General features: G+C 54.0%; 19 protein-coding genes. 14 read left to right on the top strand and 5 right to left on the bottom strand.

Annotated features, from left to right (window positions below; all coding sequences use genetic code 11):
- The 9 genes from hycD to FFT88_RS19160 all read left to right on the top strand — a co-directional run bounded on the left by hycD (position 1) and on the right by FFT88_RS19160 (position 6524).
- Positions 1 to 924: a formate hydrogenlyase subunit HycD gene (gene hycD, locus FFT88_RS19200; protein WP_130207628.1), complete on the top strand. Its 924-nt coding sequence runs from the start codon at positions 1 to 3 to the stop codon at positions 922 to 924.
- Positions 925 to 941: 17 nt separating this feature from the next.
- A complete protein-coding gene (gene hycE / locus FFT88_RS19195; RefSeq protein WP_001288122.1) occupies positions 942 to 2651 on the top strand; it encodes a formate hydrogenlyase subunit HycE in 1710 nt (569 codons plus the stop codon).
- A 9-nt stretch (positions 2652 to 2660) separates the two neighbouring features.
- On the top strand, positions 2661 to 3203 hold the full coding sequence (gene hycF / locus FFT88_RS19190; protein WP_000493785.1) for a formate hydrogenlyase subunit HycF: 543 nt from the start codon (positions 2661 to 2663) through the stop codon (positions 3201 to 3203).
- On the top strand, positions 3203 to 3970 hold the full coding sequence (hycG, locus tag FFT88_RS19185) for a formate hydrogenlyase subunit HycG (RefSeq protein ID WP_000067399.1): 768 nt from the start codon (positions 3203 to 3205) through the stop codon (positions 3968 to 3970). The genes hycF and hycG overlap by 1 nt, the downstream gene beginning before the upstream one ends.
- Entirely contained in the window at positions 3967 to 4377 is a 411-nt protein-coding gene (gene hycH, locus FFT88_RS19180; RefSeq protein ID WP_135403794.1) for a formate hydrogenlyase assembly protein HycH, read from the top strand. The genes hycG and hycH overlap by 4 nt, the downstream gene beginning before the upstream one ends.
- Positions 4370 to 4837 carry a hydrogenase maturation peptidase HycI gene (gene hycI / locus FFT88_RS19175; RefSeq protein ID WP_135403795.1) on the top strand — a complete coding sequence of 156 codons (468 nt, stop codon included), beginning with the start codon at positions 4370 to 4372 and terminating at the stop codon, positions 4835 to 4837. Before hycH ends, hycI begins: the two co-directional genes overlap by 8 nt.
- A 42-nt stretch (positions 4838 to 4879) precedes the next feature.
- Complete coding sequence (locus FFT88_RS19170) at positions 4880 to 5635, top strand: hypothetical protein (protein ID WP_135403826.1); 756 nt, start codon at positions 4880 to 4882, stop codon at positions 5633 to 5635.
- A gap of 161 nt (positions 5636 to 5796) precedes the next feature.
- Positions 5797 to 6108 (top strand): type II toxin-antitoxin system HigB family toxin, encoded by a 312-nt coding sequence (locus FFT88_RS19165; RefSeq protein WP_000547557.1) that lies wholly within the window; start codon positions 5797 to 5799, stop codon positions 6106 to 6108.
- The gene (locus FFT88_RS19160) at positions 6105 to 6524 is read left to right on the top strand and encodes a helix-turn-helix domain-containing protein (RefSeq protein ID WP_000126291.1); all 420 of its coding nucleotides are present in this window, start codon (positions 6105 to 6107) and stop codon (positions 6522 to 6524) included. The genes FFT88_RS19165 and FFT88_RS19160 overlap by 4 nt, the downstream gene beginning before the upstream one ends.
- 113 nt (positions 6525 to 6637) lie before the next feature.
- On the opposite strand, the gene ascB is transcribed toward FFT88_RS19160, so the two are convergent.
- A complete protein-coding gene (ascB, locus tag FFT88_RS19155; protein WP_135403796.1) occupies positions 6638 to 8062 on the bottom strand; it encodes a 6-phospho-beta-glucosidase AscB in 1425 nt (474 codons plus the stop codon).
- Between the two features lie 8 nt (positions 8063 to 8070).
- Complete coding sequence (gene ascF, locus FFT88_RS19150) at positions 8071 to 9528, bottom strand: PTS cellobiose/arbutin/salicin transporter subunit IIBC (protein WP_135403797.1); 1458 nt, start codon at positions 9526 to 9528, stop codon at positions 8071 to 8073.
- A gap of 259 nt (positions 9529 to 9787) precedes the next feature.
- Between ascF and ascG the strand changes: the two genes are divergently transcribed.
- The 3 genes from ascG to hypF all read left to right on the top strand — a co-directional run bounded on the left by ascG (position 9788) and on the right by hypF (position 13879).
- Positions 9788 to 10798: a DNA-binding transcriptional regulator AscG gene (gene ascG, locus FFT88_RS19145; protein ID WP_167851593.1), complete on the top strand. Its 1011-nt coding sequence runs from the start codon at positions 9788 to 9790 to the stop codon at positions 10796 to 10798.
- A gap of 148 nt (positions 10799 to 10946) precedes the next feature.
- A complete protein-coding gene (hydN, locus tag FFT88_RS19140) occupies positions 10947 to 11474 on the top strand; it encodes an electron transport protein HydN (RefSeq protein ID WP_001078777.1) in 528 nt (175 codons plus the stop codon).
- 152 nt (positions 11475 to 11626) lie between these two features.
- Entirely contained in the window at positions 11627 to 13879 is a 2253-nt protein-coding gene (gene hypF, locus FFT88_RS19135) for a carbamoyltransferase HypF (RefSeq protein ID WP_135403799.1), read from the top strand.
- A gap of 127 nt (positions 13880 to 14006) precedes the next feature.
- Here hypF and norW read toward each other — a convergent pair whose 3' ends face one another.
- Together norW and norV are read right to left on the bottom strand one after the other, a co-directional pair.
- On the bottom strand, positions 14007 to 15140 hold the full coding sequence (norW, locus tag FFT88_RS19130) for an NADH:flavorubredoxin reductase NorW (protein ID WP_135403800.1): 1134 nt from the start codon (positions 15138 to 15140) through the stop codon (positions 14007 to 14009).
- Positions 15137 to 16576 carry an anaerobic nitric oxide reductase flavorubredoxin gene (norV, locus tag FFT88_RS19125; RefSeq protein WP_000029622.1) on the bottom strand — a complete coding sequence of 480 codons (1440 nt, stop codon included), beginning with the start codon at positions 16574 to 16576 and terminating at the stop codon, positions 15137 to 15139. The genes norW and norV overlap by 4 nt, the downstream gene beginning before the upstream one ends.
- A 186-nt stretch (positions 16577 to 16762) precedes the next feature.
- Between norV and norR the strand changes: the two genes are divergently transcribed.
- Positions 16763 to 18277 (top strand): nitric oxide reductase transcriptional regulator NorR, encoded by a 1515-nt coding sequence (gene norR, locus FFT88_RS19120; protein WP_135403801.1) that lies wholly within the window; start codon positions 16763 to 16765, stop codon positions 18275 to 18277.
- Here the strand turns inward: norR and gutQ are convergent.
- On the bottom strand, positions 18274 to 19239 hold the full coding sequence (gene gutQ / locus FFT88_RS19115; protein WP_001287400.1) for an arabinose-5-phosphate isomerase GutQ: 966 nt from the start codon (positions 19237 to 19239) through the stop codon (positions 18274 to 18276). The genes norR and gutQ overlap by 4 nt on opposite strands.
- Before the next feature lie 254 nt (positions 19240 to 19493).
- On the opposite strand from gutQ, the gene mltB reads away from it, so the two are divergent.
- Positions 19494 to 20573: a lytic murein transglycosylase B gene (gene mltB / locus FFT88_RS19110; RefSeq protein ID WP_135403802.1), complete on the top strand. Its 1080-nt coding sequence runs from the start codon at positions 19494 to 19496 to the stop codon at positions 20571 to 20573.
- Positions 20574 to 20609 lie beyond the last annotated feature (36 nt).

Here is a 20609-nt window from a genome sequence, read left to right as displayed (position 1 = left end):
ATGAGTGTTTTATATCCGTTAATTCAGGCGCTGGTGTTATTTGCCGTTGCGCCGCTGCTCTCCGGTATAACCCGCGTGGCGCGAGCCCGCTTACATAACCGTCGCGGGCCGGGCGTGTTGCAGGAGTATCGCGACATTATCAAACTGCTGGGGCGTCAGAGCGTTGGCCCGGATGCCTCCGGCTGGGTGTTCCGCCTGACGCCGTATGTGATGGTGGGTGTCATGCTGACTATCGCTACTGCGCTGCCGGTAGTAACCGTTGGTTCTCCGCTGCCGCAACTGGCTGATTTGATCACCTTACTGTATCTCTTCGCCATCGCGCGTTTCTTCTTTGCCATTTCTGGTCTGGATACCGGCAGCCCGTTTACCGCCATCGGCGCGAGCCGTGAAGCGATGCTTGGCGTGCTGGTCGAACCGATGTTGTTGCTTGGTCTGTGGGTCGCCGCGCAGGTTGCTGGTTCCACCAATATCAGCAACATCACCGACACCGTTTATCACTGGCCGCTGAGCCAGAGCATCCCGCTGGTGCTGGCGCTTTGTGCCTGTGCATTCGCCACCTTTATCGAAATGGGCAAACTGCCGTTCGACCTGGCGGAAGCCGAGCAGGAGTTGCAGGAAGGTCCGCTCTCTGAGTATAGCGGCAGCGGCTTTGGCGTCATGAAATGGGGTATCAGCCTGAAACAGCTGGTGGTGTTGCAGATGTTCGTCGGGGTGTTTATTCCGTGGGGACAAATGGAAACCTTCACCGCTGGTGGGCTGCTGCTGGCGCTGGTGATTGCCATCGTCAAACTGGTGGTCGGCGTACTGGTTATCGCGCTATTCGAAAACAGCATGGCCCGTCTGCGTCTTGATATTACTCCGCGCATTACTTGGGCTGGTTTTGGTTTTGCATTTTTAGCGTTCGTCTCCTTGCTGGCGGCGTGATTAAAGAGAGTTTGAGCATGTCTGAAGAAAAATTAGGTCAACATTATCTCGCCGCGCTGAATGAGGCATTTCCGGGCGTCGTGCTGGACCACGCCTGGCAGACCAAAGATCAGCTGACTGTCACCGTAAAGGTGAACTATCTGCCGGAAGTGGTGGAGTTTCTCTACTACAAACAGGGGGGCTGGCTGTCGGTGCTGTTTGGTAACGACGAACGCAAACTGAATGGTCATTACGCCGTTTATTACGTGCTGTCGATGGAGAAGGGGACTAAGTGCTGGATCACGGTTCGCGTCGAAGTTGACGCCAATAAACCAGAATATCCGTCCGTGACGCCACGTGTTCCGGCGGCGGTGTGGGGCGAGCGTGAAGTGCGCGATATGTACGGTTTGATTCCGGTTGGGCTGCCGGATGAGCGCCGTCTGGTGCTGCCGGATGACTGGCCGGATGAACTCTACCCGCTACGTAAAGACAGCATGGATTATCGTCAGCGTCCGGCGCCGACCACCGATGCTGAAACCTACGAGTTCATCAACGAACTGGGTGACAAGAAAAACAACGTCGTGCCGATTGGCCCGCTGCACGTCACTTCTGACGAACCGGGTCACTTCCGTCTGTTCGTCGATGGCGAAAACATTATCGACGCCGACTATCGCCTGTTCTACGTCCATCGCGGCATGGAAAAACTGGCGGAAACTCGTATGGGTTACAACGAAGTGACCTTCCTCTCTGACCGTGTGTGCGGGATCTGCGGATTTGCTCACAGCACCGCCTATACCACTTCGGTGGAAAACGCGATGGGTATTCAGGTGCCAGAACGCGCGCAGATGATCCGCGCCATTCTGCTGGAGGTAGAACGCCTGCACTCGCATCTGCTCAACCTCGGCCTGGCCTGTCACTTTACCGGCTTCGACTCCGGCTTTATGCAGTTCTTCCGCGTGCGTGAAACCTCCATGAAAATGGCAGAGATCCTTACCGGTGCGCGTAAAACCTACGGCCTGAACCTGATCGGCGGGATTCGTCGCGATCTGCTGAAAGACGACATGATCCAGACCCGCCAGCTGGCACAACAGATGCGTCGTGAAGTGCAGGAGCTGGTGGATGTGCTGCTGAGCACACCGAACATGGAACAACGCACCGTCGGCATTGGTCGTCTGGACCCGGAAATCGCTCGCGACTTCAGTAACGTTGGCCCGATGGTCCGTGCCAGCGGTCACGCCCGTGATACCCGTGCCGATCACCCGTTTGTTGGTTATGGCCTGCTGCCAATGGAAGTCCACAGCGAGCAGGGCTGCGACGTTATTTCCCGTCTGAAAGTGCGTATCAACGAAGTCTATACCGCGCTGAATATGATCGATTACGGTCTGGATAACCTGCCGGGCGGCCCGCTGATGGTGGAAGGCTTTACCTACATTCCGCACCGTTTCGCGCTGGGCTTTGCCGAAGCGCCGCGCGGCGATGATATCCACTGGAGCATGACCGGCGACAACCAGAAGCTGTACCGCTGGCGCTGCCGTGCCGCGACCTACGCGAACTGGCCGACCCTGCGCTACATGCTGCGTGGCAACACTGTTTCCGATGCGCCGCTGATTATCGGTAGCCTGGATCCTTGCTACTCCTGTACCGACCGCATGACCGTGGTCGATGTGCGTAAGAAGAAGAGCAAAGTGGTGCCGTACAAAGAACTCGAGCGCTACAGCATTGAGCGTAAAAACTCGCCGCTGAAATAAGGAATCGCCATGTTTACCTTTATCAAAAAAGTTATCAAAACCGGCACGGCGACCTCGTCTTATCCGCTGGAGCCGATTGCGGTTGATAAAAACTTCCGTGGTAAGCCAGAGCAGAACCCGCAGCAGTGCATCGGCTGCGCGGCCTGCGTCAATGCCTGCCCGTCAAACGCCTTAACGGTTGAAACTGACCTCGCCACCGGTGAGCTGGCCTGGGAGTTCAATCTTGGCCGCTGCATCTTCTGTGGACGCTGCGAAGAAGTCTGCCCGACGGCGGCGATCAAACTGTCGCAAGAGTACGAACTGGCGGTGTGGAAGAAAGAAGATTTCCTGCAACAGTCCCGCTTTGCGCTGTGCAACTGCCGCGTCTGCAATCGTCCTTTCGCTGTCCAGAAAGAGATCGACTACGCCATTGCGCTGCTTAAGCACAACGGCGACAGCCGCGCGGAAAACCACCGCGAAAGCTTTGAGACTTGCCCGGAATGTAAGCGCCAGAAATGCCTGGTGCCGTCCGACCGTATTGAACTGACTCGCCATATGAAAGAGGCCATCTGATGAGCAATTTATTAGGCCCCCGTGACGCCAACGGCATTCCGGTCCCGATGACGGTGGATGAGTCCATCGCCAGCATGAAGGCGTCGTTACTGAAAAAAATCAAACGTTCTGCCTACGTTTACCGCGTGGACTGCGGCGGCTGCAACGGCTGCGAAATCGAAATTTTCGCCACGCTTTCGCCGCTGTTTGATGCAGAACGCTTCGGCATTAAAGTCGTTCCGTCACCGCGTCATGCGGATATTTTACTGTTTACCGGCGCGGTCACCCGTGCAATGCGATCCCCTGCGCTACGTGCGTGGCAGTCCGCGCCGGACCCGAAAATCTGTATCTCCTACGGTGCCTGCGGCAACAGCGGCGGCATTTTCCACGATCTTTACTGCGTGTGGGGCGGTACGGATAAAATCGTCCCGGTGGATGTTTATATCCCTGGCTGCCCGCCAACACCAGCCGCCACGCTGTACGGCTTTGCAATGGCACTCGGCCTGCTGGAGCAGAAAATTCACGCCCGTGGCCCGGGTGAGCAGGATGAACAACCGGCTGAGATCCTGCATGGCGATATGGTGCAGCCGCTGCGCGTGAAAGTGGATCGCGAAGCACGCCGCCTGGCGGGTTACCGCTACGGTCGTCAGATTGCCGATGACTTCCTGACACAGTTAGGGCAGGGCGAAGAACAGGTTGCACGCTGGCTGGAAGCGGAAAACGATCCGCGTCTGAACGAGATTGTCAGCCATCTGAATCATGTTGTTGAAGAGGCGCGTATCCGATGAGTGAAAAGGTGGTGTTCAGTCAACTGAGCCGTAAATTTATTGATGAGAACGATGCCACGCCCGCCGAGGCGCAGCAGGTGGTCTATTACAGCCTGGCGATTGGTCACCACCTTGGGGTTATCGATTGCCTGGAAGCGGCGCTCACCTGCCCGTGGGATGACTATCTGGCATGGATTGCCACTCTGGAGGCGGGCAGCGAAGCCCGCCGCAAAATGGAAGGCGTGCCGAAATATGGTGAGATCGTCATCGACATTAACCATGTGCCGATGCTGGCCAACGCATTCGATAAAGCCCGGGCAGCGCAAACTGCGCGGCAGCAGGAATGGAGTACAATGCTGTTAAGTATGCTGCATGATATTCATCAGGAAAACGCCATCTATTTGATGGTGAGGAGACTGCGTGACTGACGTTTTACTCTGTGTTGGCAATAGCATGATGGGCGATGATGGCGCAGGCCCGCTGCTGGCGGAAAAGTGCGCCGCCGCGCCGAAAGGTAACTGGGTGGTGATTGACGGCGGTAGCGCACCGGAAAACGACATCGTCGCCATCCGCGAACTGCGCCCGACACGACTACTGATTGTCGACGCCACGGATATGGGACTAAACCCCGGCGAGATCCGCATCATCGACCCGGATGACATCGCCGAGATGTTTATGATGACTACCCATAACATGCCGCTGAACTATCTTATCGATCAGTTGAAAGAAGATATTGGCGAAGTGATTTTCCTCGGCATCCAGCCGGATATCGTCGGCTTTTACTACCCGATGACCCAGCCGATTAAAGATGCGGTAGAAACCGTTTATCAACGACTGGAAGGCTGGGAAGGGAACGGCGGCTTCGTGCAGTTAGCGGTGGAAGAATAATTCTTCATTAGGGAATTCAGGGAATTGAACATCAAAACAGGGATGTGCGCTTTTTTATTGAGCTTAGTGCTGCCTGCACAGGCCACCAGCTTTACCGAATATCTGCCAATGAGTGACAGCGAATACGCGCAAAAGCGGGTGCTGAAACCTCTCCTGACCATGCCTTATGATGCCGAGAAAACCTGGCATTTTATAAAAGTGGGCGTTGCTGGCGTGACGCTTGAAAAGATGCCAAACGATGATAGTGAATGGCAATTGAACGGTAAAGATCGCGCCGGTAAATCCTGGTCTGTGCCTGTGGGGGTGCTGCAAAATATGGCGGGTAATGCGCAACTTTACCGTGCCGATCTTGATCGTAACGGCATTCAGGATCTGGTTATCTGGCGGGGTAGTTCAGGAAATGGTCTGGCACCTAACGCGTTTTTGATTCTGATGACCTTTAATCAGAAAGGTCGCCCGTGTGTTTTTCAGTCCGATGGTTTTTATACCGCAAGTGAAACTGGCATTGATGATTTGCTGGATTTACAAAGGAATGGTCACACGCAATTGCTGGATATGCAGTTTAATTCTGGTTACTGGATAACCAGTCTGTATCAGGTAAAAGACGCCAAATGGCAGCGTGTTCACGGCTGGTTTGGCAAGTTAAGCTATCCCGCGCTCACGCGCTTTACTTATACCCCCAACCGTAAACTCGTCCTCAAACCCATCGCCGGACGCGACCCGCAAACGGAAGATCTGGCGCTGACGCAGCGTTGCTTGATAAAGGGGGATGTGCTTGATGGGGTGAACCAGAACTGACGTTTTGCAGAGTGGCTATGAGGATTTTGGGGGTAATTATATAGCGCACAAGTGTTTACATATTGTGAACTTGGATTTGATGAGCTATAGTTTCCGAACACATAAGGATAGAACTCGCAGATGTGGCTGTTTACTTACTATAAGGAAGTTAAAACTTAAAAATGCACATCATTTCTAAAGCGCCATTTGAAGAGTGTGCGCGCAAATATCCTAACGACGCTCTGGCTCTACACTCATTGTATCGGGTTATTAAGGAAACGGATTTTTCTACACCAGAAGAAATGCGAACGGCGTTTCCCAACCTCGACAATTTTAGATATCGCAACAAATGGTACGTTCTGGATGTCGGCGGGAACAATCTTAGGGTTATTGCCTACATAAACTTTGTTAATAAGCGGTTCTTTGTGAAGCACATAACGAATCACGCAGAGTATGACAAACTGACACGTTACTACAGAGAGAACAAAGAATGACTGCTAATGCTGCACGCGCTGTTAAAGCAACAAGAGAACTGGTCAATGCAGTCCCCTTTCTGGGAGGCAGTGACTCAGAAGATGATTATCGTGAAGCACTGGAACTGGTCGAATATTTGATTGAAGAAGATGACACCAATCCACTTATCGACTTTCTGGCGAGCCGCATTGCAGAGTATGAAAACAACCACGAAAAGTTTGCAGAGTTCGACAAAGCCGTTGCTGCAATGCCGGTTGGCGTGGCGTTACTTCGCACGTTGATTGATCAACATAATCTGACCTATGCGGATTTGAAGAACGAAATCGGCTCTAAATCCCTGGTCAGTCAGATTTTGTCTGGACAACGATCTCTGACGATATCCCACATTAAGGCACTTTCAGCCCGATTTGGCGTTAAGCCGGAATGGTTTCTTTGATTTTGACTGATGCCAAACGCCAGATTGCCCGATGCGCTGCGCTTATCGGGCCTACCTGGTTCGTGCGACACGTAGGCCGGATAAGGCGTTCACGCCGCATCCGGCACTGTTACTTACTCTAAATCTTCACCATTACTGGCAATCACTTTTTTATACCACCAGAACGATTTCTTACGCGTGCGCGCCAGCGTACCGTTGCCTGCGTCGTCACGGTCAACAAAGACAAAACCGTAGCGCTTGCTCATTTCACCCGTTGAGGCGGAAACCAAATCAATACAGCCCCAGGTGGTGTAGCCCATCAGCGGAATGCCGTCTGCAATCGCTTCGCCCATTGCGCGGATATGTTCGCGTAAATAGCTGATGCGATAGTCATCGTTAATCTCACCATTGGCAGCAAATTCATCTTTTGCGCCCAGGCCGTTTTCCACCAGAAACAGCGGCTTCTGATAACGATCGTACATCATGTTCATGGTGATGCGCAGACCGAGCGGATCAATTCCCCAGCCCCAGTCGCTTACCTGTAGATACGGGTTACGCAGCGATTTCACCACGTTCGCCGCACTGCTGTTGTTGGCGTTCATCTCCGCCGAGGCGCAGCGCGAGGCGTAATAGCTGAAGGAGACAAAATCGACGGTGTTTTTCAGGATCTCATCATCGCCCAGCGCTTTATCTATGGTTACCCCTTTTTCGCGGAATACGCGGGCAGAGTAAGCCGGATACGTGCCCCGCGCCTGCACATCGATAAAAAACAGGTTTTCCCGATCTTTCTCCAGCGCCGCCCAGACATCCTCCGGCTTGCAGCTGTAAGGGTAGAAGTTACCGCCCGCCAGCATACAGCCTACCTGATTTTGCGGGTTAACCTCATGGGCGATTTTGGTGGCTAGCGCACTGGCAACCAGCTGGTGATGCGCGGCCTGATATTTCACCTGATCCTGATTTTCACCTTCTTCAAACACCAGACCCGCGCCGGAGAACGGGCTATGCAACATAATGTTGATTTCATTGAAGGTTAGCCAGTATTTCACCAGTCCATCAAATGCTTCAAAGCAGGTCCGGGCGTAGCGGCTGAAAAACTCCACCAGCTTGCGGTTACGCCAGGAGCCATATTCGGTGACCAGATGCATCGGCACATCGAAGTGGCACAACGTGACCAGCGGTTCGATACCGTACTTTTTACACTCTTCAAAGACAGAACGATAAAAAGCAATGCCCTGCTGATTGGGCGTGATTTCATCGCCCTGCGGAAAGAGACGGCTCCAGGCAATTGAGGTACGGAACACTTTGAATCCCATCTCTGCCATCAGGGCGATATCTTCTTTATAACGATGATAAAAATCCGTCGCCTCATGGCTGGGATAAAACTCGTCATCGCGCAACTGAAAACGTTTTTCCAGCCCCAGTTTCACCGCCATTCGATGCTCGCCGTGTGGGATCATATCGACCGTGGTCAGTCCTTTGCCACCTTCACGGAACGCACCTTCAGACTGGTTGGCGGCAAGCGCGCCGCCCCATAAAAAACCTTCTGGAAATACTGACATTTTCATCCTCAATTAAGACTTACTTCTTTGGCGACGGTCGGTTGTACGCTCTGATGCTTTCGCGCCTCGGCAGCCGCTTCCTCAACAGGAATATCCTCAAAGCCGAGCAACAGTGTGAGGATAAACGACAGCACCACCGCCAGCGCCATGACCGCGAACACCCAGACGATGCTCATTGGATTCGCCGGATCGAAGAACTGCACGCTGGTAAATAGCCCCGGCGCTGCCATTGAGTGGCTGGCAAGCCCCGCCATACCGGCAACCGCGCCGCAAATAAAACCGCTGATAAGACTGGCGATAAGCGGACGTTTCAGGCGAAGAGCCACGCCGTATAACGCCGGTTCGGAAATCCCCGCCATAATGGCTGATGCCGCCGCAGCCAGCGCCGTCTGGCGCAGTTCCGGGTTTTTCGTTTTCCACGCCACCGCCAGTGATGAACCGCCCAGCGACAGGTTAGCGCCGATCTCTGACGGCATGACCATCCCTTCTTTGCCGGTTTCGGCAATGGTCTGAATGATGGTTGGCGTAAAGACGCGGTGCATCCCGGTCATTACCAGCAGAGGCCACAGCGCGCCCATAATGGCGACTGAAAGCCAGCCCAGATAACCATGAATGGTGTAAACCAGCGCCGAAATGGCGCTACCGATCCAGATACCAATCGGGCCAATCAGCAGGATTGCCAGCGGTGCGGCAATCAACACAATCAGCATTGGCTTGAGGAAGTTTTTGGTCACCGCCGGTGTAATGCTGTCCACCCAGCGTTCGATATATGACAGGCACCAGGTCATCACCAGCGCCGGGATCACCGTGTAGGTGTATTTCACCGCGGTGACCGGGATCAGGGCAAATTCGACATGTTCCCCCTGGGCCGCTTTCGCCATCAGTTCAATAAAACTCGGATGTACCAGCACACCCGCGATGGCAATCGCCAGCGACATATTGGTTTTAAATTTGATGGCGGCCGAAGCCGCGACCATCAGCGGCAGGAAGAAGAAAGCACCGTCACCAATCACATTCAGAATGGTTAAGGTCGGCGATCCTTTTGTCAGCACGCCGCTCATCTCGAGGATCATCGCCAGCAGTTTGACCATCGATCCGCCGATAATCGCCGGGATCAGCGGTGACATGGTGCCGATCAGCGCATCGAGGATCCCCGCACCAATGCGACGCAGCGTGAGTTTGGGTTTACCCACGGGCAGGGCGGGCTGCATATCTCCCGGCAGCAGGCTGACGACTTCCTGAAAGGCTTGTGAAACGGTATTGCCGATAATCACCTGACACTGGTTGTCACTACGTACCACGCCGAGCACGCCGGGGATGGTTTTTAACGTCGGGCTGTCGATAAGCGCATCATCTTTGATAACAAAGCGCAAACGCGTCATACAGTGCGTGACTGCTGAGATGTTATCAACGCCGCCCAGTGCCGCTATCACCGAGCGTGCCAGCGCCGCATAATTTTTGGCCATCGGATTTTATCCTGTTATCAGTAGGGTAGAGGTAGTTGTTATCAGTCGACGGGACGGAAAAATGCCGATGCTGAAACGGAATGAAGAAACCGGTTTCACAAAATCATGAATAGTTGTCAAAAAATAAGCAAGAGAGTTAATTGTTCATTTTTTATATTTGTGAAACCGGTCACCTGAATATTTTTCCCGCCGATTGCGCAAGGACAATCGGCAAACGGTGCAGTACACTGCGTTGATTGCGTGTAAAGGGATGAAAATGATGACGACGATGCTGGAAGTGGCGAAGCGCGCCGGGGTTTCAAAAGCGACCGTTTCCCGCGTGCTTTCAGGTAATGGCTACGTCAGCCAGGAGACTAAAGATCGCGTGTTTCAGGCGGTAGAAGAGAGCGGTTACCGTCCAAACTTGCTGGCGCGCAATCTGTCGGCGAAGAGTACGCAGACGCTGGGGCTGGTAGTGACCAACACGCTTTACCACGGCATTTATTTTAGTGAATTACTCTTTCATGCCGCGCGAATGGCGGAAGAGAAAGGGCGGCAGTTGCTATTGGCAGATGGTAAACACAGCGCCGAAGAAGAGCGCCAGGCGATTCAGTATCTGCTGGATCTGCGCTGCGACGCGATCATGATTTATCCGCGCTTTTTAAGCGTGGATGAAATTGATGACATCATTGACGCGCACAGTCAGCCGATAATGGTGCTTAATCGCCGCCTGCGCAAAAATAGCAGCCATAGCGTCTGGTGCGATCATAAACAGACCAGCTTTAACGCCGTGGCAGAGTTGATAAACGCCGGGCATCAGGAGATTGCTTTCCTTACCGGCTCGATGGATTCCCCCACCAGCATTGAACGTCTTGCCGGGTATAAAGACGCGCTGTCGCAGCATGGTATTGCGCTCAATGAAAAACTTATCGCTAATGGTAAATGGACGCCCGCCAGCGGGGCCGAAGGGGTAGAAACGTTGCTCGAACGTGGGGCTAAATTTAGCGCGTTAGTTGCCAGTAACGACGATATGGCGATAGGTGCGATGAAAGCGTTACACGAGCGCGGCGTAGCGGTGCCAGAGCAGGTGTCAGTTATCGGATTCGATGATATCGCAATTGCCCCCTACACCGTTCCGGCGCTCTCCAGCGTAAAAATTCCGGTGACTGAGATGATTCAGGAAATTATTGGACGGCTGATTTTTATGCTCGATGGCGGGGATTTCTCACCGCCGAAAACCTTCAGCGGAAAACTGATCCGCCGCGACTCACTCATTGCTCCTTCGCGATAAACATTGTCATCACATGTCATCGTCACTAGTGTCGATGACATCGTTTTTCCTGCATCACAGAATTTAATTTCCTTAAATAACAGTAAATTAAAAACTGGCATGATTTGTGAATGTATCGGCGCATTAACTGTCATTGCTGGAGAATTTGATGAACCGTTTCATCATTGCTGACGCGAGTAAATGTATTGGTTGCCGTACCTGTGAAGTAGCGTGCGTGGTTTCTCATCAGGAAAACCAGGACTGTGCATCGCTGACCCCGGAAACTTTTTTACCGCGAATCCATGTCATTAAAGGTGTGAACATTTCCACGGCAACAGTCTGCCGTCAGTGTGAAGATGCACCGTGCGCTAACGTCTGCCCGAATGGTGCTATCAGCCGTGATAAAGGGTTTGTTCATGTGATGCAGGAACGTTGCATTGGTTGCAAAACCTGCGTTGTGGCTTGCCCGTATGGCGCGATGGAAGTGGTGGTACGTCCGGTGATTCGCAACAGCGGCGCGGGGCTTAATGTACGTGCTGACAAAGCTGAAGCCAATAAATGCGACCTGTGCAACCATCGTGAAGACGGCCCGGCGTGTATGGCGGCTTGCCCGACCCATGCGCTGATTTGTGTCGATCGTAATAAACTTGAACAACTGAGCGCAGAAAAACGTCGCCGTACGGCGCTGATGTTCTAAAAATCTTACAGAACTGTTCTGGCATCAAAGGAATTCCCGGAAATATTCGTAGAATACGGAGCGGGCGGTATCGCCGACCTGTGACTGCCGGATACGACGCTGTCGTGTCCGGCAGAGCGGGTTACGCAATTCATGATGGCGGGAATAACTCAATGGCAAAAAACACATCTTGCGGTGTCCAACTGCGTATTCGTGGCAAAGTGCAGGGCGTCGGTTTTCGTCCGTTTGTCTGGCAGCTGGCACAGCAATTAAATCTTCACGGCGATGTCTGTAATGACGGAGATGGCGTAGAAGTCCGGCTGCTGGAAGACCCGGAAACGTTTCTTGTTCAATTGCATCAGCACTGCCCGCCGCTGGCGCGTATTGATAGCGTCGAGCGTGAGCCGTTTATCTGGTCACAACTGCCCACTGAGTTCACCATTCGCCAGAGCACAGGCGGCACCATGAATACGCAAATTGTTCCCGATGCCGCCACTTGCCCTGCCTGCCTTGCCGAAATGAATACCCCTGGCGAGCGACGCTGGCGTTATCCGTTTATCAACTGTACCCACTGCGGCCCGCGTTTCACCATTATTCGCGCCATGCCTTACGATCGCCCGTTTACCGTGATGGCGGCGTTTCCGCTGTGTCCGGCCTGTGACAAAGAGTACCGTGACCCGCTCGATCGTCGCTTCCACGCCCAGCCGGTGGCTTGCCCGGAGTGTGGCCCGCATCTTGAATGGGTAAGTCATGGTGAACATGCAGAACAAGAGGCGGCATTACAGGCAGCTATCGCACAGTTAAAAATGGGCAACATTGTCGCCATCAAAGGGATTGGCGGATTCCATCTCGCCTGCGATGCACGTAACAGTAACGCGGTGGCGACACTGCGGGCGCGCAAACATCGCCCGGCGAAACCGCTGGCGGTTATGCTGCCAACGGCAGAAGGCTTACCTGACGCTGCCCATCAGTTGCTCACCACGCCCGCCGCGCCGATTGTGCTGGTGGATAAAAAATACGTTCCTGAACTTTGTGACGATATCGCCCCTGGCCTTAACGAAGTCGGGGTGATGTTGCCTGCGAATCCGCTTCAGCATTTGCTGTTACAGGAACTGCAATGCCCGCTGGTGATGACCTCCGGCAATCAGAGCGGTAAACCACCGGCTATCAGCAACGAACAGGCGTTGTTGGATTTGCAGGGCATTGCCGACGGATTCTTGATACATAACCGCGACATCGTGCAGCGGATGGATGATTCGGTGGTGCGCGAAAGCGGCGAAATGCTGCGCCGTTCGCGGGGGTATGTGCCGGATGCGCTGGTTTTGCCTCCGGGCTTTAAAAATGTTCCGCCTGTGCTGTGTCTTGGCGCGGATCTGAAAAATACCTTCTGCCTGGTGCGCGGTGAACAAGCGGTGTTGAGTCAGCATCTGGGCGATTTAAGTGACGATGGCATCCAGATGCAGTGGCGCGAAGCGTTACGCCTGATGCAAAACATCTACGATTTCACTCCGCAATACGTTGTGCATGACGCGCATCCGGGCTATGTCTCTAGCCAGTGGGCGCGCGAAATGAATCTGCCGACGCAAACGGTGCAGCATCATCATGCCCACGCAGCGGCGTGTCTGGCAGAACACCACTGGCCTCTGGATGGCGGTGATGTCATTGCGTTGACGCTCGACGGTATCGGTATGGGGGAGAACGGCGCTTTATGGGGGGGCGAGTGCTTGCGGGTGAACTATCGCGAATGCCAGCACCTGGGCGGCTTGCCTGCAGTGGCGCTTCCGGGGGGCGATTTGGCTGCTAAGCAGCCGTGGCGTAACCTGCTGGCGCAGTGCCTGCACTTTGTGCCGGAGTGGCAGAATTACCCTGAAACGGCAAGTGTGCAACAGCAAAACTGGAGCGTGCTGGCGCGGGCCATTGAGCGTGGAATTAACGCGCCGCTGGCGTCATCGTGTGGGCGTTTGTTCGATGCTGTGGCGGCGGCACTGGGCTGTGCGCCAGCCACGTTAAGTTATGAAGGTGAAGCGGCTTGTGCCCTGGAGGCGCTCGCAGCCTCATGCCACGGAGTGACGCATCCGGTGACAATGCCGCTGGTGGACAATCAGCTGGATCTCGCCACTTTCTGGCAGCAGTGGCTGAACTGGCAGGCACCGGTTAATCAACGCGCGTGGGCGTTTCATGATGCGCTGGCGCAGGGTTTTGCCGCGTTGATGCGTGAGCAGGCCACGATGCGTGGTATCACTACGCTGGTATTTAGCGGCGGGGTTATTCATAACCGTTTGCTGCGTGCACGTCTGGCGCATTATCTCGCTGATTTCACATTGCTCTTTCCACAGAGTTTACCGGCGGGTGATGGCGGCTTGTCTCTGGGGCAGGGGGTTATTGCTGCGGCGCGTTGGTTAGCGGGTGAAGTCCAGAACGGATAAAACGTGTTGCATTTGGACACCATTGCCGGATGCGGCGTAAACGCCTTATCCGGCCTACACGTGCGTCCCCGTAGGTCGGATAAGACGCACCAGCGTCGCATCCGACATTTTAGGCACAGTAGCCCACCTACATCGGCAATGTTTTCAACAATCCAAATGCCTCTTTCATCCGATCCTCACTGACCACAAAGGCGCGAAGCTGGTCAGCATCGTCAACGCCGCGCGCCACCATTCCCTGGCGTTCGGTATTAATCTGCCAGCGTAAATCCTGACGCTGGGTTTCGCCTGCCAGATGCAGCGGTAATTCCGGCGTTTTGATTTTCACCAGCATCGCCGGGAGTTTCAGCGGCGTGTTATTGCCGAGAAGATTTTTTGCCAGCACCATCGCGCTAAGTTGAATCGGCTGGAGGAACGGCAATACCTGACCGTTAATTTCCGCGCAATCGCCCAGCGCGTAAATATCGGTATTACTGGTTTGCAGATAACTATCGACGCAAACGCCGCGATTAATCGTCAGCCCGGCGCGTCGTGCCAGGGCGGTTTCCGGGCGCAGTCCGGTGGCGGCAATTACTGCATCCACTTCGATGCTACGCTGGCGGTCCAGCGTTGCCAGAATGCCAGAATCCGTTTTTTCCAGCCCCTGCAACTGAGATTTCAACAGCAGATGAACGCCCATCTCCGTCAACCGATGCTGCAAGCGGCTGCTTACTTCCGGTGGCATTAACGACGCCAGAATACTGGCAGCGTTGTCGATTAGCGTGACCGCTTTGCCTGCCCGACAAAAATCCATCGCCAGTTCGCTACCAATCAAGCCACCGCCAACAATCAACACGCGTCGGGCATCCCGCAGTTGCGTTTCACAGGCGCGATACTCTTGCTGACTATTTAACGTCAGCATTAACTCACGCCCAGGCACAGGCGGGACAAAGGCACTGGCACCGGTTGCCAGCACCAGCTTGTCGTATTGCCACTGATTATTCTGGCTTTTCACCACATGGGCTTCGGCATCGATATCCGTCACCCAGGTGTGCGGAAACAGGTGCAGATTAAACTGCCCGGCAAATTCACCTGCTGTCTGGCGGGTAAGGTCGTCGGCACATTGCCCCTGGCTAATAACATGGCTGAGGTCAGGTTTGTTGTACTCATCCATGCTGTCGGCGGCAATCAGGGTTAATGGAATACTGGCGTCCTGTTTGCGAATATTTTTCACCAGTTGGCGGGCGGCGAAGCCCGAACCAATGATCACAATGCCGTTGCTCATTTTGCCTCCGATGCCAGTTCGTCAAAGACGTCTTTGCCGAGGGAGCATTCCGGGCAGAGGAAGTTATCCGGAACTTCACTCCACGGCGTTCCTGGCGCAACGTCCTGCATTGGCTCGCCTTTTGCCGGATCGTAAATCCACTGGCAGACGCTGCACTGCATCCGTGGGCCGAGGTCAGCCGTCGTGGTGGCAGAGGTTTCTTCTTTAACTACCGTATTCACCGTGCTCTGCGGCAGCGGCGCGAGCGCCCACTGACGGGCGATTTCGCGACCGTGTTCACGGCATAACTCCAGAGCGTCCTGGTCCGGTCGCCATTTAGCTTTCAGGCTAAGCGACATTTCGAAACCTGCATCCTGCAGGCGCGTGGAAAGACGATCTACCGCACCGCCGCTCCAGCCGTGAGAGCCGAAAGCACTGGCGCGTTTGTTACGGAAGCGTAATCCAGTCATCTCCTCCACCAGCCCGGCGATTTTCGGCATCATCACGTTATTCATCGTCGAAGTGCCGACCAGCACGCCTTTTGAGCGGAAGACATTGGTCAGGATTTCGTTTTTATCGCTTCGGGCGACGTTGAAAATTTTCACCGCCACGCGTGGGTCGGTTTCCGCAATCCCCTGGGCGATAGCGTCAGCCATCATGCGGGTGTTGTTCGACATGGTGTCGTAGAAAATGGTGATTCTGTCTTCCTGATAGTCAGCCGCCCACTTCAGGTACAGCTCGACAATTTGCGTCGGGTTATCGCGCCAGACCACGCCGTGGGAGGTCGCTATCATATCGACTGGTAAGTTAAAGCCCAGGATCTCGGTAATTTTCGGCGTTACCAGGCGGCTGAACGGCGTCAGGATATTGGCGTAGTAACGCTGGCACTGCTCGAAAAGTTCCGTCTGATCCACTTCATCGTTGAACAGATGCTCGTCGCAGTAGTGCTGACCGAAAGCATCGTTACTGAACAGCACCGCGTCGCCTGTCAGGTAAGTCATCATGCTGTCCGGCCAGTGCAGCATTGGTGTTTCGACAAAAATGAGCTGTTTGCCGTTGCCGATATCCAGCGTGTCGCCAGTTTTCACCACATTAAAATTCCACTCCGGATGATGGTGATGACCATTTATCGAGTCGATAGCGTTGGCAGTACAGTAAATCGGCGTATCGGGAATTTGCGCCATCAGTTCGGTCAGCGCCCCAGCGTGGTCCTCTTCTGCATGGTTAATCACGATGTAATCGATATCCGCCAGATCGATTTCATTACGCAGGTTCTGCACAAATTCGCGGCTGAATTTATGGTCGACGGTGTCGATCAGCACGTTTTTTTCTTCGCGGATGAGGTAGCTGTTGTAGCTGCTGCCGCGCAGCGTTTTATATTCTGTACCGTGAAAATCACGCACTTCCCAGTCACGTTGACCAACCCAATGAATGTTATTTTTCACCACAATAGACATAGCAACCTCAATTTATTCAGCGTGTTCTAAAAAGATGTCTTGCTAATTGCAGATTGCGTGCCAGTTTTTTATCTGATTGATTTTGATGTGTAAATTAATTCATGCTCATTAATGAGTAGTCAAAATGACTATCAATCAAATGGTCGATATGACAATATCTATAGTCAAATTGACAGTGAGGCAAAGATGAGTTTTTCCGTTGATGTGCTGGCGAATATCGCCATCGAATTGCAGCGTGGGATTGGTCATCAGGATCGTTTTCAGCGCCTGATCACCACGCTACGTCAGGTGCTGGAGTGCGATGCGTCTGCGTTGCTACGTTACGATTCGCGTCAGTTTATTCCGCTTGCCATCGACGGTCTGGCAAAGGATGTACTCGGTAGACGCTTTGCGCTGGAAGGGCATCCACGGCTGGAAGCGATTGCCCGCGCCGGGGACGTGGTGCGCTTTCCCGCAGACAGCGAATTGCCCGATCCCTATGACGGTTTGATTCCCGGGCAGGAGAGTCTGAAGGTTCACGCCTGCGTTGGTCTGCCATTGTTTGCCGGGCAAAACCTGATCGGCGCATTGACGCTCGACGGGATGCAGCCCGATCAGTTCGATGTTTTCAGCGACGAAGAGTTACGGCTGATTGCCGCGCTGGCGGCGGGAGCGTTAAGCAATGCGTTGCTGATTGAACAACTGGAAAGCCAGAATATGCTGCCAGGCGATGCCACGCCGTTTGAAGCGGTGAAACAGACGCAGATGATCGGTCTGTCTCCAGGCATTACGCAATTGAAAAAAGAGATTGAGATTGTGGCGGCGTCCGATCTCAACGTCCTGATCAGCGGTGAGACGGGAACCGGTAAGGAGCTGGTGGCGAAAGCGATTCATGAAGCCTCGCCACGGGCGGTGAATCCGCTGGTCTATCTCAACTGTGCTGCACTGCCGGAAAGTGTGGCGGAAAGTGAGTTGTTCGGGCATGTGAAAGGAGCGTTTACTGGCGCTATCAGTAACCGCAGCGGGAAGTTTGAAATGGCGGATAACGGCACGCTGTTTCTGGATGAGATCGGCGAGTTGTCGTTGGCATTGCAGGCCAAGCTGCTGAGGGTGTTGCAGTATGGCGATATTCAGCGCGTTGGCGATGACCGTAGTTTGCGGGTCGATGTGCGCGTGCTGGCGGCGACTAACCGCGACTTACGCGAAGAGGTGCTGGCAGGGCGATTCCGCGCCGATTTGTTTCATCGCCTGAGCGTGTTTCCACTTTCGGTGCCGCCGCTGCGTGAGCGGGGCGATGATGTCATTCTGCTGGCGGGGTATTTCTGCGAGCAGTGTCGTTTGCGGCTGGGGCTCTCCCGCGTGGTATTAAGTGCCGGAGCGCGAAATTTACTGCAACACTACAATTTTCCGGGGAACGTTCGTGAACTGGAACATGCTATTCATCGGGCGGTAGTGCTGGCGAGAGCGACCCGCAGTGGCGATGAAGTGATTCTCGAGGCGCAACATTTTGCTTTTCCTGAGGTGACGTTGCCGCCGCCAGAAACGGCGGCGGTGCCCGTTGTTAAGCAAAATCTGCGTGAAGCGACAGAAGCGTTCCAGCGTGAAACCATTCGCCAGGCACTGGCACAAAATCATCACAACTGGGCCGCCTGTGCGCGAATGCTGGAAACTGACGTCGCCAACCTGCATCGGTTGGCGAAACGTCTGGGATTGAAGGATTAAATAATCCCGGCCTGATAGAAATCCTGCAGGTTAATTGCGCCGGTGAGTTTGCCGTTTTCATCTACCACTGGTGCGGCAGTGATTTTGCGCTTCATCAGGATCTCTTTGGCGTCGATGGCGCGACTTTGCGCCTGTAATGTGGTGCCGCCTGTCGTCATCGCTTCATTAACTGGCGTGGTGAGTGCGCCGCCGCCAACCAGCCAGCGACGTAAATCGCCGTCGGTAAAGACGCCTTGTACCTGTTGTTGAGCGTCACATACCGCCACCAGCCCCAGACCGGTGCGGCTGAGTTCCAGCATCGCATCCATCACGCTGGCGGTTAACGCTACCTGCGGGATAGCGTCATCACGGCGCATCAGATGATGCACTTTATTCAGCAAGCGAGCGCCCAGTGCCCCGGCTGGGTGGGAGCGGGCAAAATCTTCTTCATTAAATCCGCGCGCCTGCATGACCGCCATCGCCAGCGCGTCACCCATCATCAGGGTATTGACGGTGCTGGAGGTCGGCGCAAGGTGCATCGGGCAGGCTTCGCGTTCTACGGAGATATCCAGCACCGCTTTTGCCGCCAGGCCCAGCGGTGACGTCGGTTTGCCGGTCATCGCCAGCAGCGCGATAGATTTATCTTCCAGACGCGGAATAATCAGATCCAGTTCCTTCGCGCCACCGGAGTAAGAGATAAACAGCATCACATCGCGGCTTTCAATCATCCCCAGATCGCCGTGCAGTGCTTCTGCCGGGTGGACAAAAAAAGCCGGTGTGCCGGTGCTGGCAAGTGTTGCGGCGATTTTCTTACCAATGTGGCCCGATTTGCCAATTCCCGAAACCACCACTTTGCCTTCGCAGTGCAGGATGATATTGGCGGCGCGAACGAAATCATCGCCCAGACGTTCCGGTAAATGGCTTGCTTCCTGCAACTCCAGCATTAACGTCTGACGTCCCGCGTTCAGTAGTGCTTCACTCATTGCTCTCTCCGGTTAAGGTCCATTTATTTATTCCAGCCAGGGATTGATGGCCGGAATGAGCGCTCATTATCCAGCGCTATGGGAAGGGAAACAATATATGCGAGATTTAGTTACAACATACTTTAAGAAAAAATATGAACTGAAAGAAGAGACTAAAGAGAAATTGAGTGCCGAAAACAGACTACCGCTTCCTTGTGCTGGGCGGGATGCTTTACCATACTTGCCCCTGGTTGAATTTGTTAAATGGACCCCTCATGTTCAAGCATCGTTATGTAACATTGCTTCCCCTTTTTGTGTTACTTGCCGCCTGTAGCAGCAAGCCAAAACCGACTGAGACAACCACCGGAACGCCGTCAGGCGGCTTCCTGCTTGAGCCGCAGCACAATGTGATGCAGATGGGCGGAGATTTCGCCAATAACCCCAATGCGCAGCAGTTCATCGAAAAAATGGTGAACAAACATGGTTTCGATCGTCAGCAGTTGCAGGAAATTCTCTCTCAGGCGAAACGTCTGGATTCGGTACTGCGGCTGATGGATAACCAGGCACCAACCACATCGGTGAAACCGCCATCTGGTCCGAACGGCGCATGGCTGCGTTATCGCAAAAAATTTATTACGCCGGATAACGTGCAGAACGGCGTGGTTTTCTGGAATCAGTATGAAGATGCGCTGAATCGCGCGTGGCAGGTGTATGGCGTACCGCCGGAAATTATCGTCGGGATTATCGGCGTTGAAACCCGCTGGGGGCGCGTGATGGGGAAAACCCGCATCCTCGATGCGCTGGCAACGCTGTCATTTAACTACCCACGCCGCGCGGAGTATTTCTCTGGCGAGCTGGAAACTTTCCTGCTGATGGCGCGTGATGAGCAGGACGATCCGCTCAATCTGAAAGGTTCCTTTGCCGGTGCGATGGGCTACGGACAGTTTATGCCGTCGTCTTACAAACAATATGCGGTAGATTTCAGCGGCGACGGGCATATCAACCTGTGGGATCCGGTTGATGCGATCGGTAGTGTGGCGAACTATTTCAAAGCGCACGGCTGGGTGAAAGGCGATCAGGTCGCGGTAATGGCAAACGGCCAGGCTCCAGGTTTGCCAAATGGTTTCAAAACCAAGTACAGCATTTCGCAGCTTGCTGCGGCAGGTTTAACGCCACAGCAGTCGCTGGGCAACCATCAACAGGCCAGCCTGCTGCGTCTGGATGTTGGAACAGGTTATCAGTACTGGTACGGTCTGCCGAACTTCTACACCATTACCCGTTATAACCACAGCACCCATTACGCAATGGCGGTCTGGCAGTTAGGACAAGCCGTGGCGCTGGCGCGCGTACAGTAACTATCTGCAAGAGGGAGGTTAAACTTCCCTCTGCTT

The organism is Escherichia sp. E4930, assembly GCF_005845405.1.
In the GTDB taxonomy this organism is placed as follows: domain Bacteria; phylum Pseudomonadota; class Gammaproteobacteria; order Enterobacterales; family Enterobacteriaceae; genus Escherichia.
This window is presented reverse-complemented; position numbering and strand designations above follow the sequence as displayed.

Coding starts and splice junctions, on each gene's coding strand:
- hycD (WP_130207628.1), top strand. CDS start 1: ATGAGTGTTTTATATCCGTTAATTCAGGCGCTGGTGTTATTTGCCGTT.
- hycE (WP_001288122.1), top strand. CDS start 942: ATGTCTGAAGAAAAATTAGGTCAACATTATCTCGCCGCGCTGAATGAG.
- hycF (WP_000493785.1), top strand. CDS start 2,661: ATGTTTACCTTTATCAAAAAAGTTATCAAAACCGGCACGGCGACCTCG.
- hycG (WP_000067399.1), top strand. CDS start 3,203: ATGAGCAATTTATTAGGCCCCCGTGACGCCAACGGCATTCCGGTCCCG.
- hycH (WP_135403794.1), top strand. CDS start 3,967: ATGAGTGAAAAGGTGGTGTTCAGTCAACTGAGCCGTAAATTTATTGAT.
- FFT88_RS19170 (WP_135403826.1), top strand. CDS start 4,880: ATGTGCGCTTTTTTATTGAGCTTAGTGCTGCCTGCACAGGCCACCAGC.
- FFT88_RS19165 (WP_000547557.1), top strand. CDS start 5,797: ATGCACATCATTTCTAAAGCGCCATTTGAAGAGTGTGCGCGCAAATAT.
- FFT88_RS19160 (WP_000126291.1), top strand. CDS start 6,105: ATGACTGCTAATGCTGCACGCGCTGTTAAAGCAACAAGAGAACTGGTC.
- ascB (WP_135403796.1), bottom strand. CDS start 8,062: ATGTCAGTATTTCCAGAAGGTTTTTTATGGGGCGGCGCGCTTGCCGCC.
- ascF (WP_135403797.1), bottom strand. CDS start 9,528: ATGGCCAAAAATTATGCGGCGCTGGCACGCTCGGTGATAGCGGCACTG.
- ascG (WP_167851593.1), top strand. CDS start 9,788: ATGACGACGATGCTGGAAGTGGCGAAGCGCGCCGGGGTTTCAAAAGCG.
- hydN (WP_001078777.1), top strand. CDS start 10,947: ATGAACCGTTTCATCATTGCTGACGCGAGTAAATGTATTGGTTGCCGT.
- hypF (WP_135403799.1), top strand. CDS start 11,627: ATGGCAAAAAACACATCTTGCGGTGTCCAACTGCGTATTCGTGGCAAA.
- norW (WP_135403800.1), bottom strand. CDS start 15,140: ATGAGCAACGGCATTGTGATCATTGGTTCGGGCTTCGCCGCCCGCCAA.
- norV (WP_000029622.1), bottom strand. CDS start 16,576: ATGTCTATTGTGGTGAAAAATAACATTCATTGGGTTGGTCAACGTGAC.
- norR (WP_135403801.1), top strand. CDS start 16,763: ATGAGTTTTTCCGTTGATGTGCTGGCGAATATCGCCATCGAATTGCAG.
- gutQ (WP_001287400.1), bottom strand. CDS start 19,239: ATGAGTGAAGCACTACTGAACGCGGGACGTCAGACGTTAATGCTGGAG.
- mltB (WP_135403802.1), top strand. CDS start 19,494: ATGTTCAAGCATCGTTATGTAACATTGCTTCCCCTTTTTGTGTTACTT.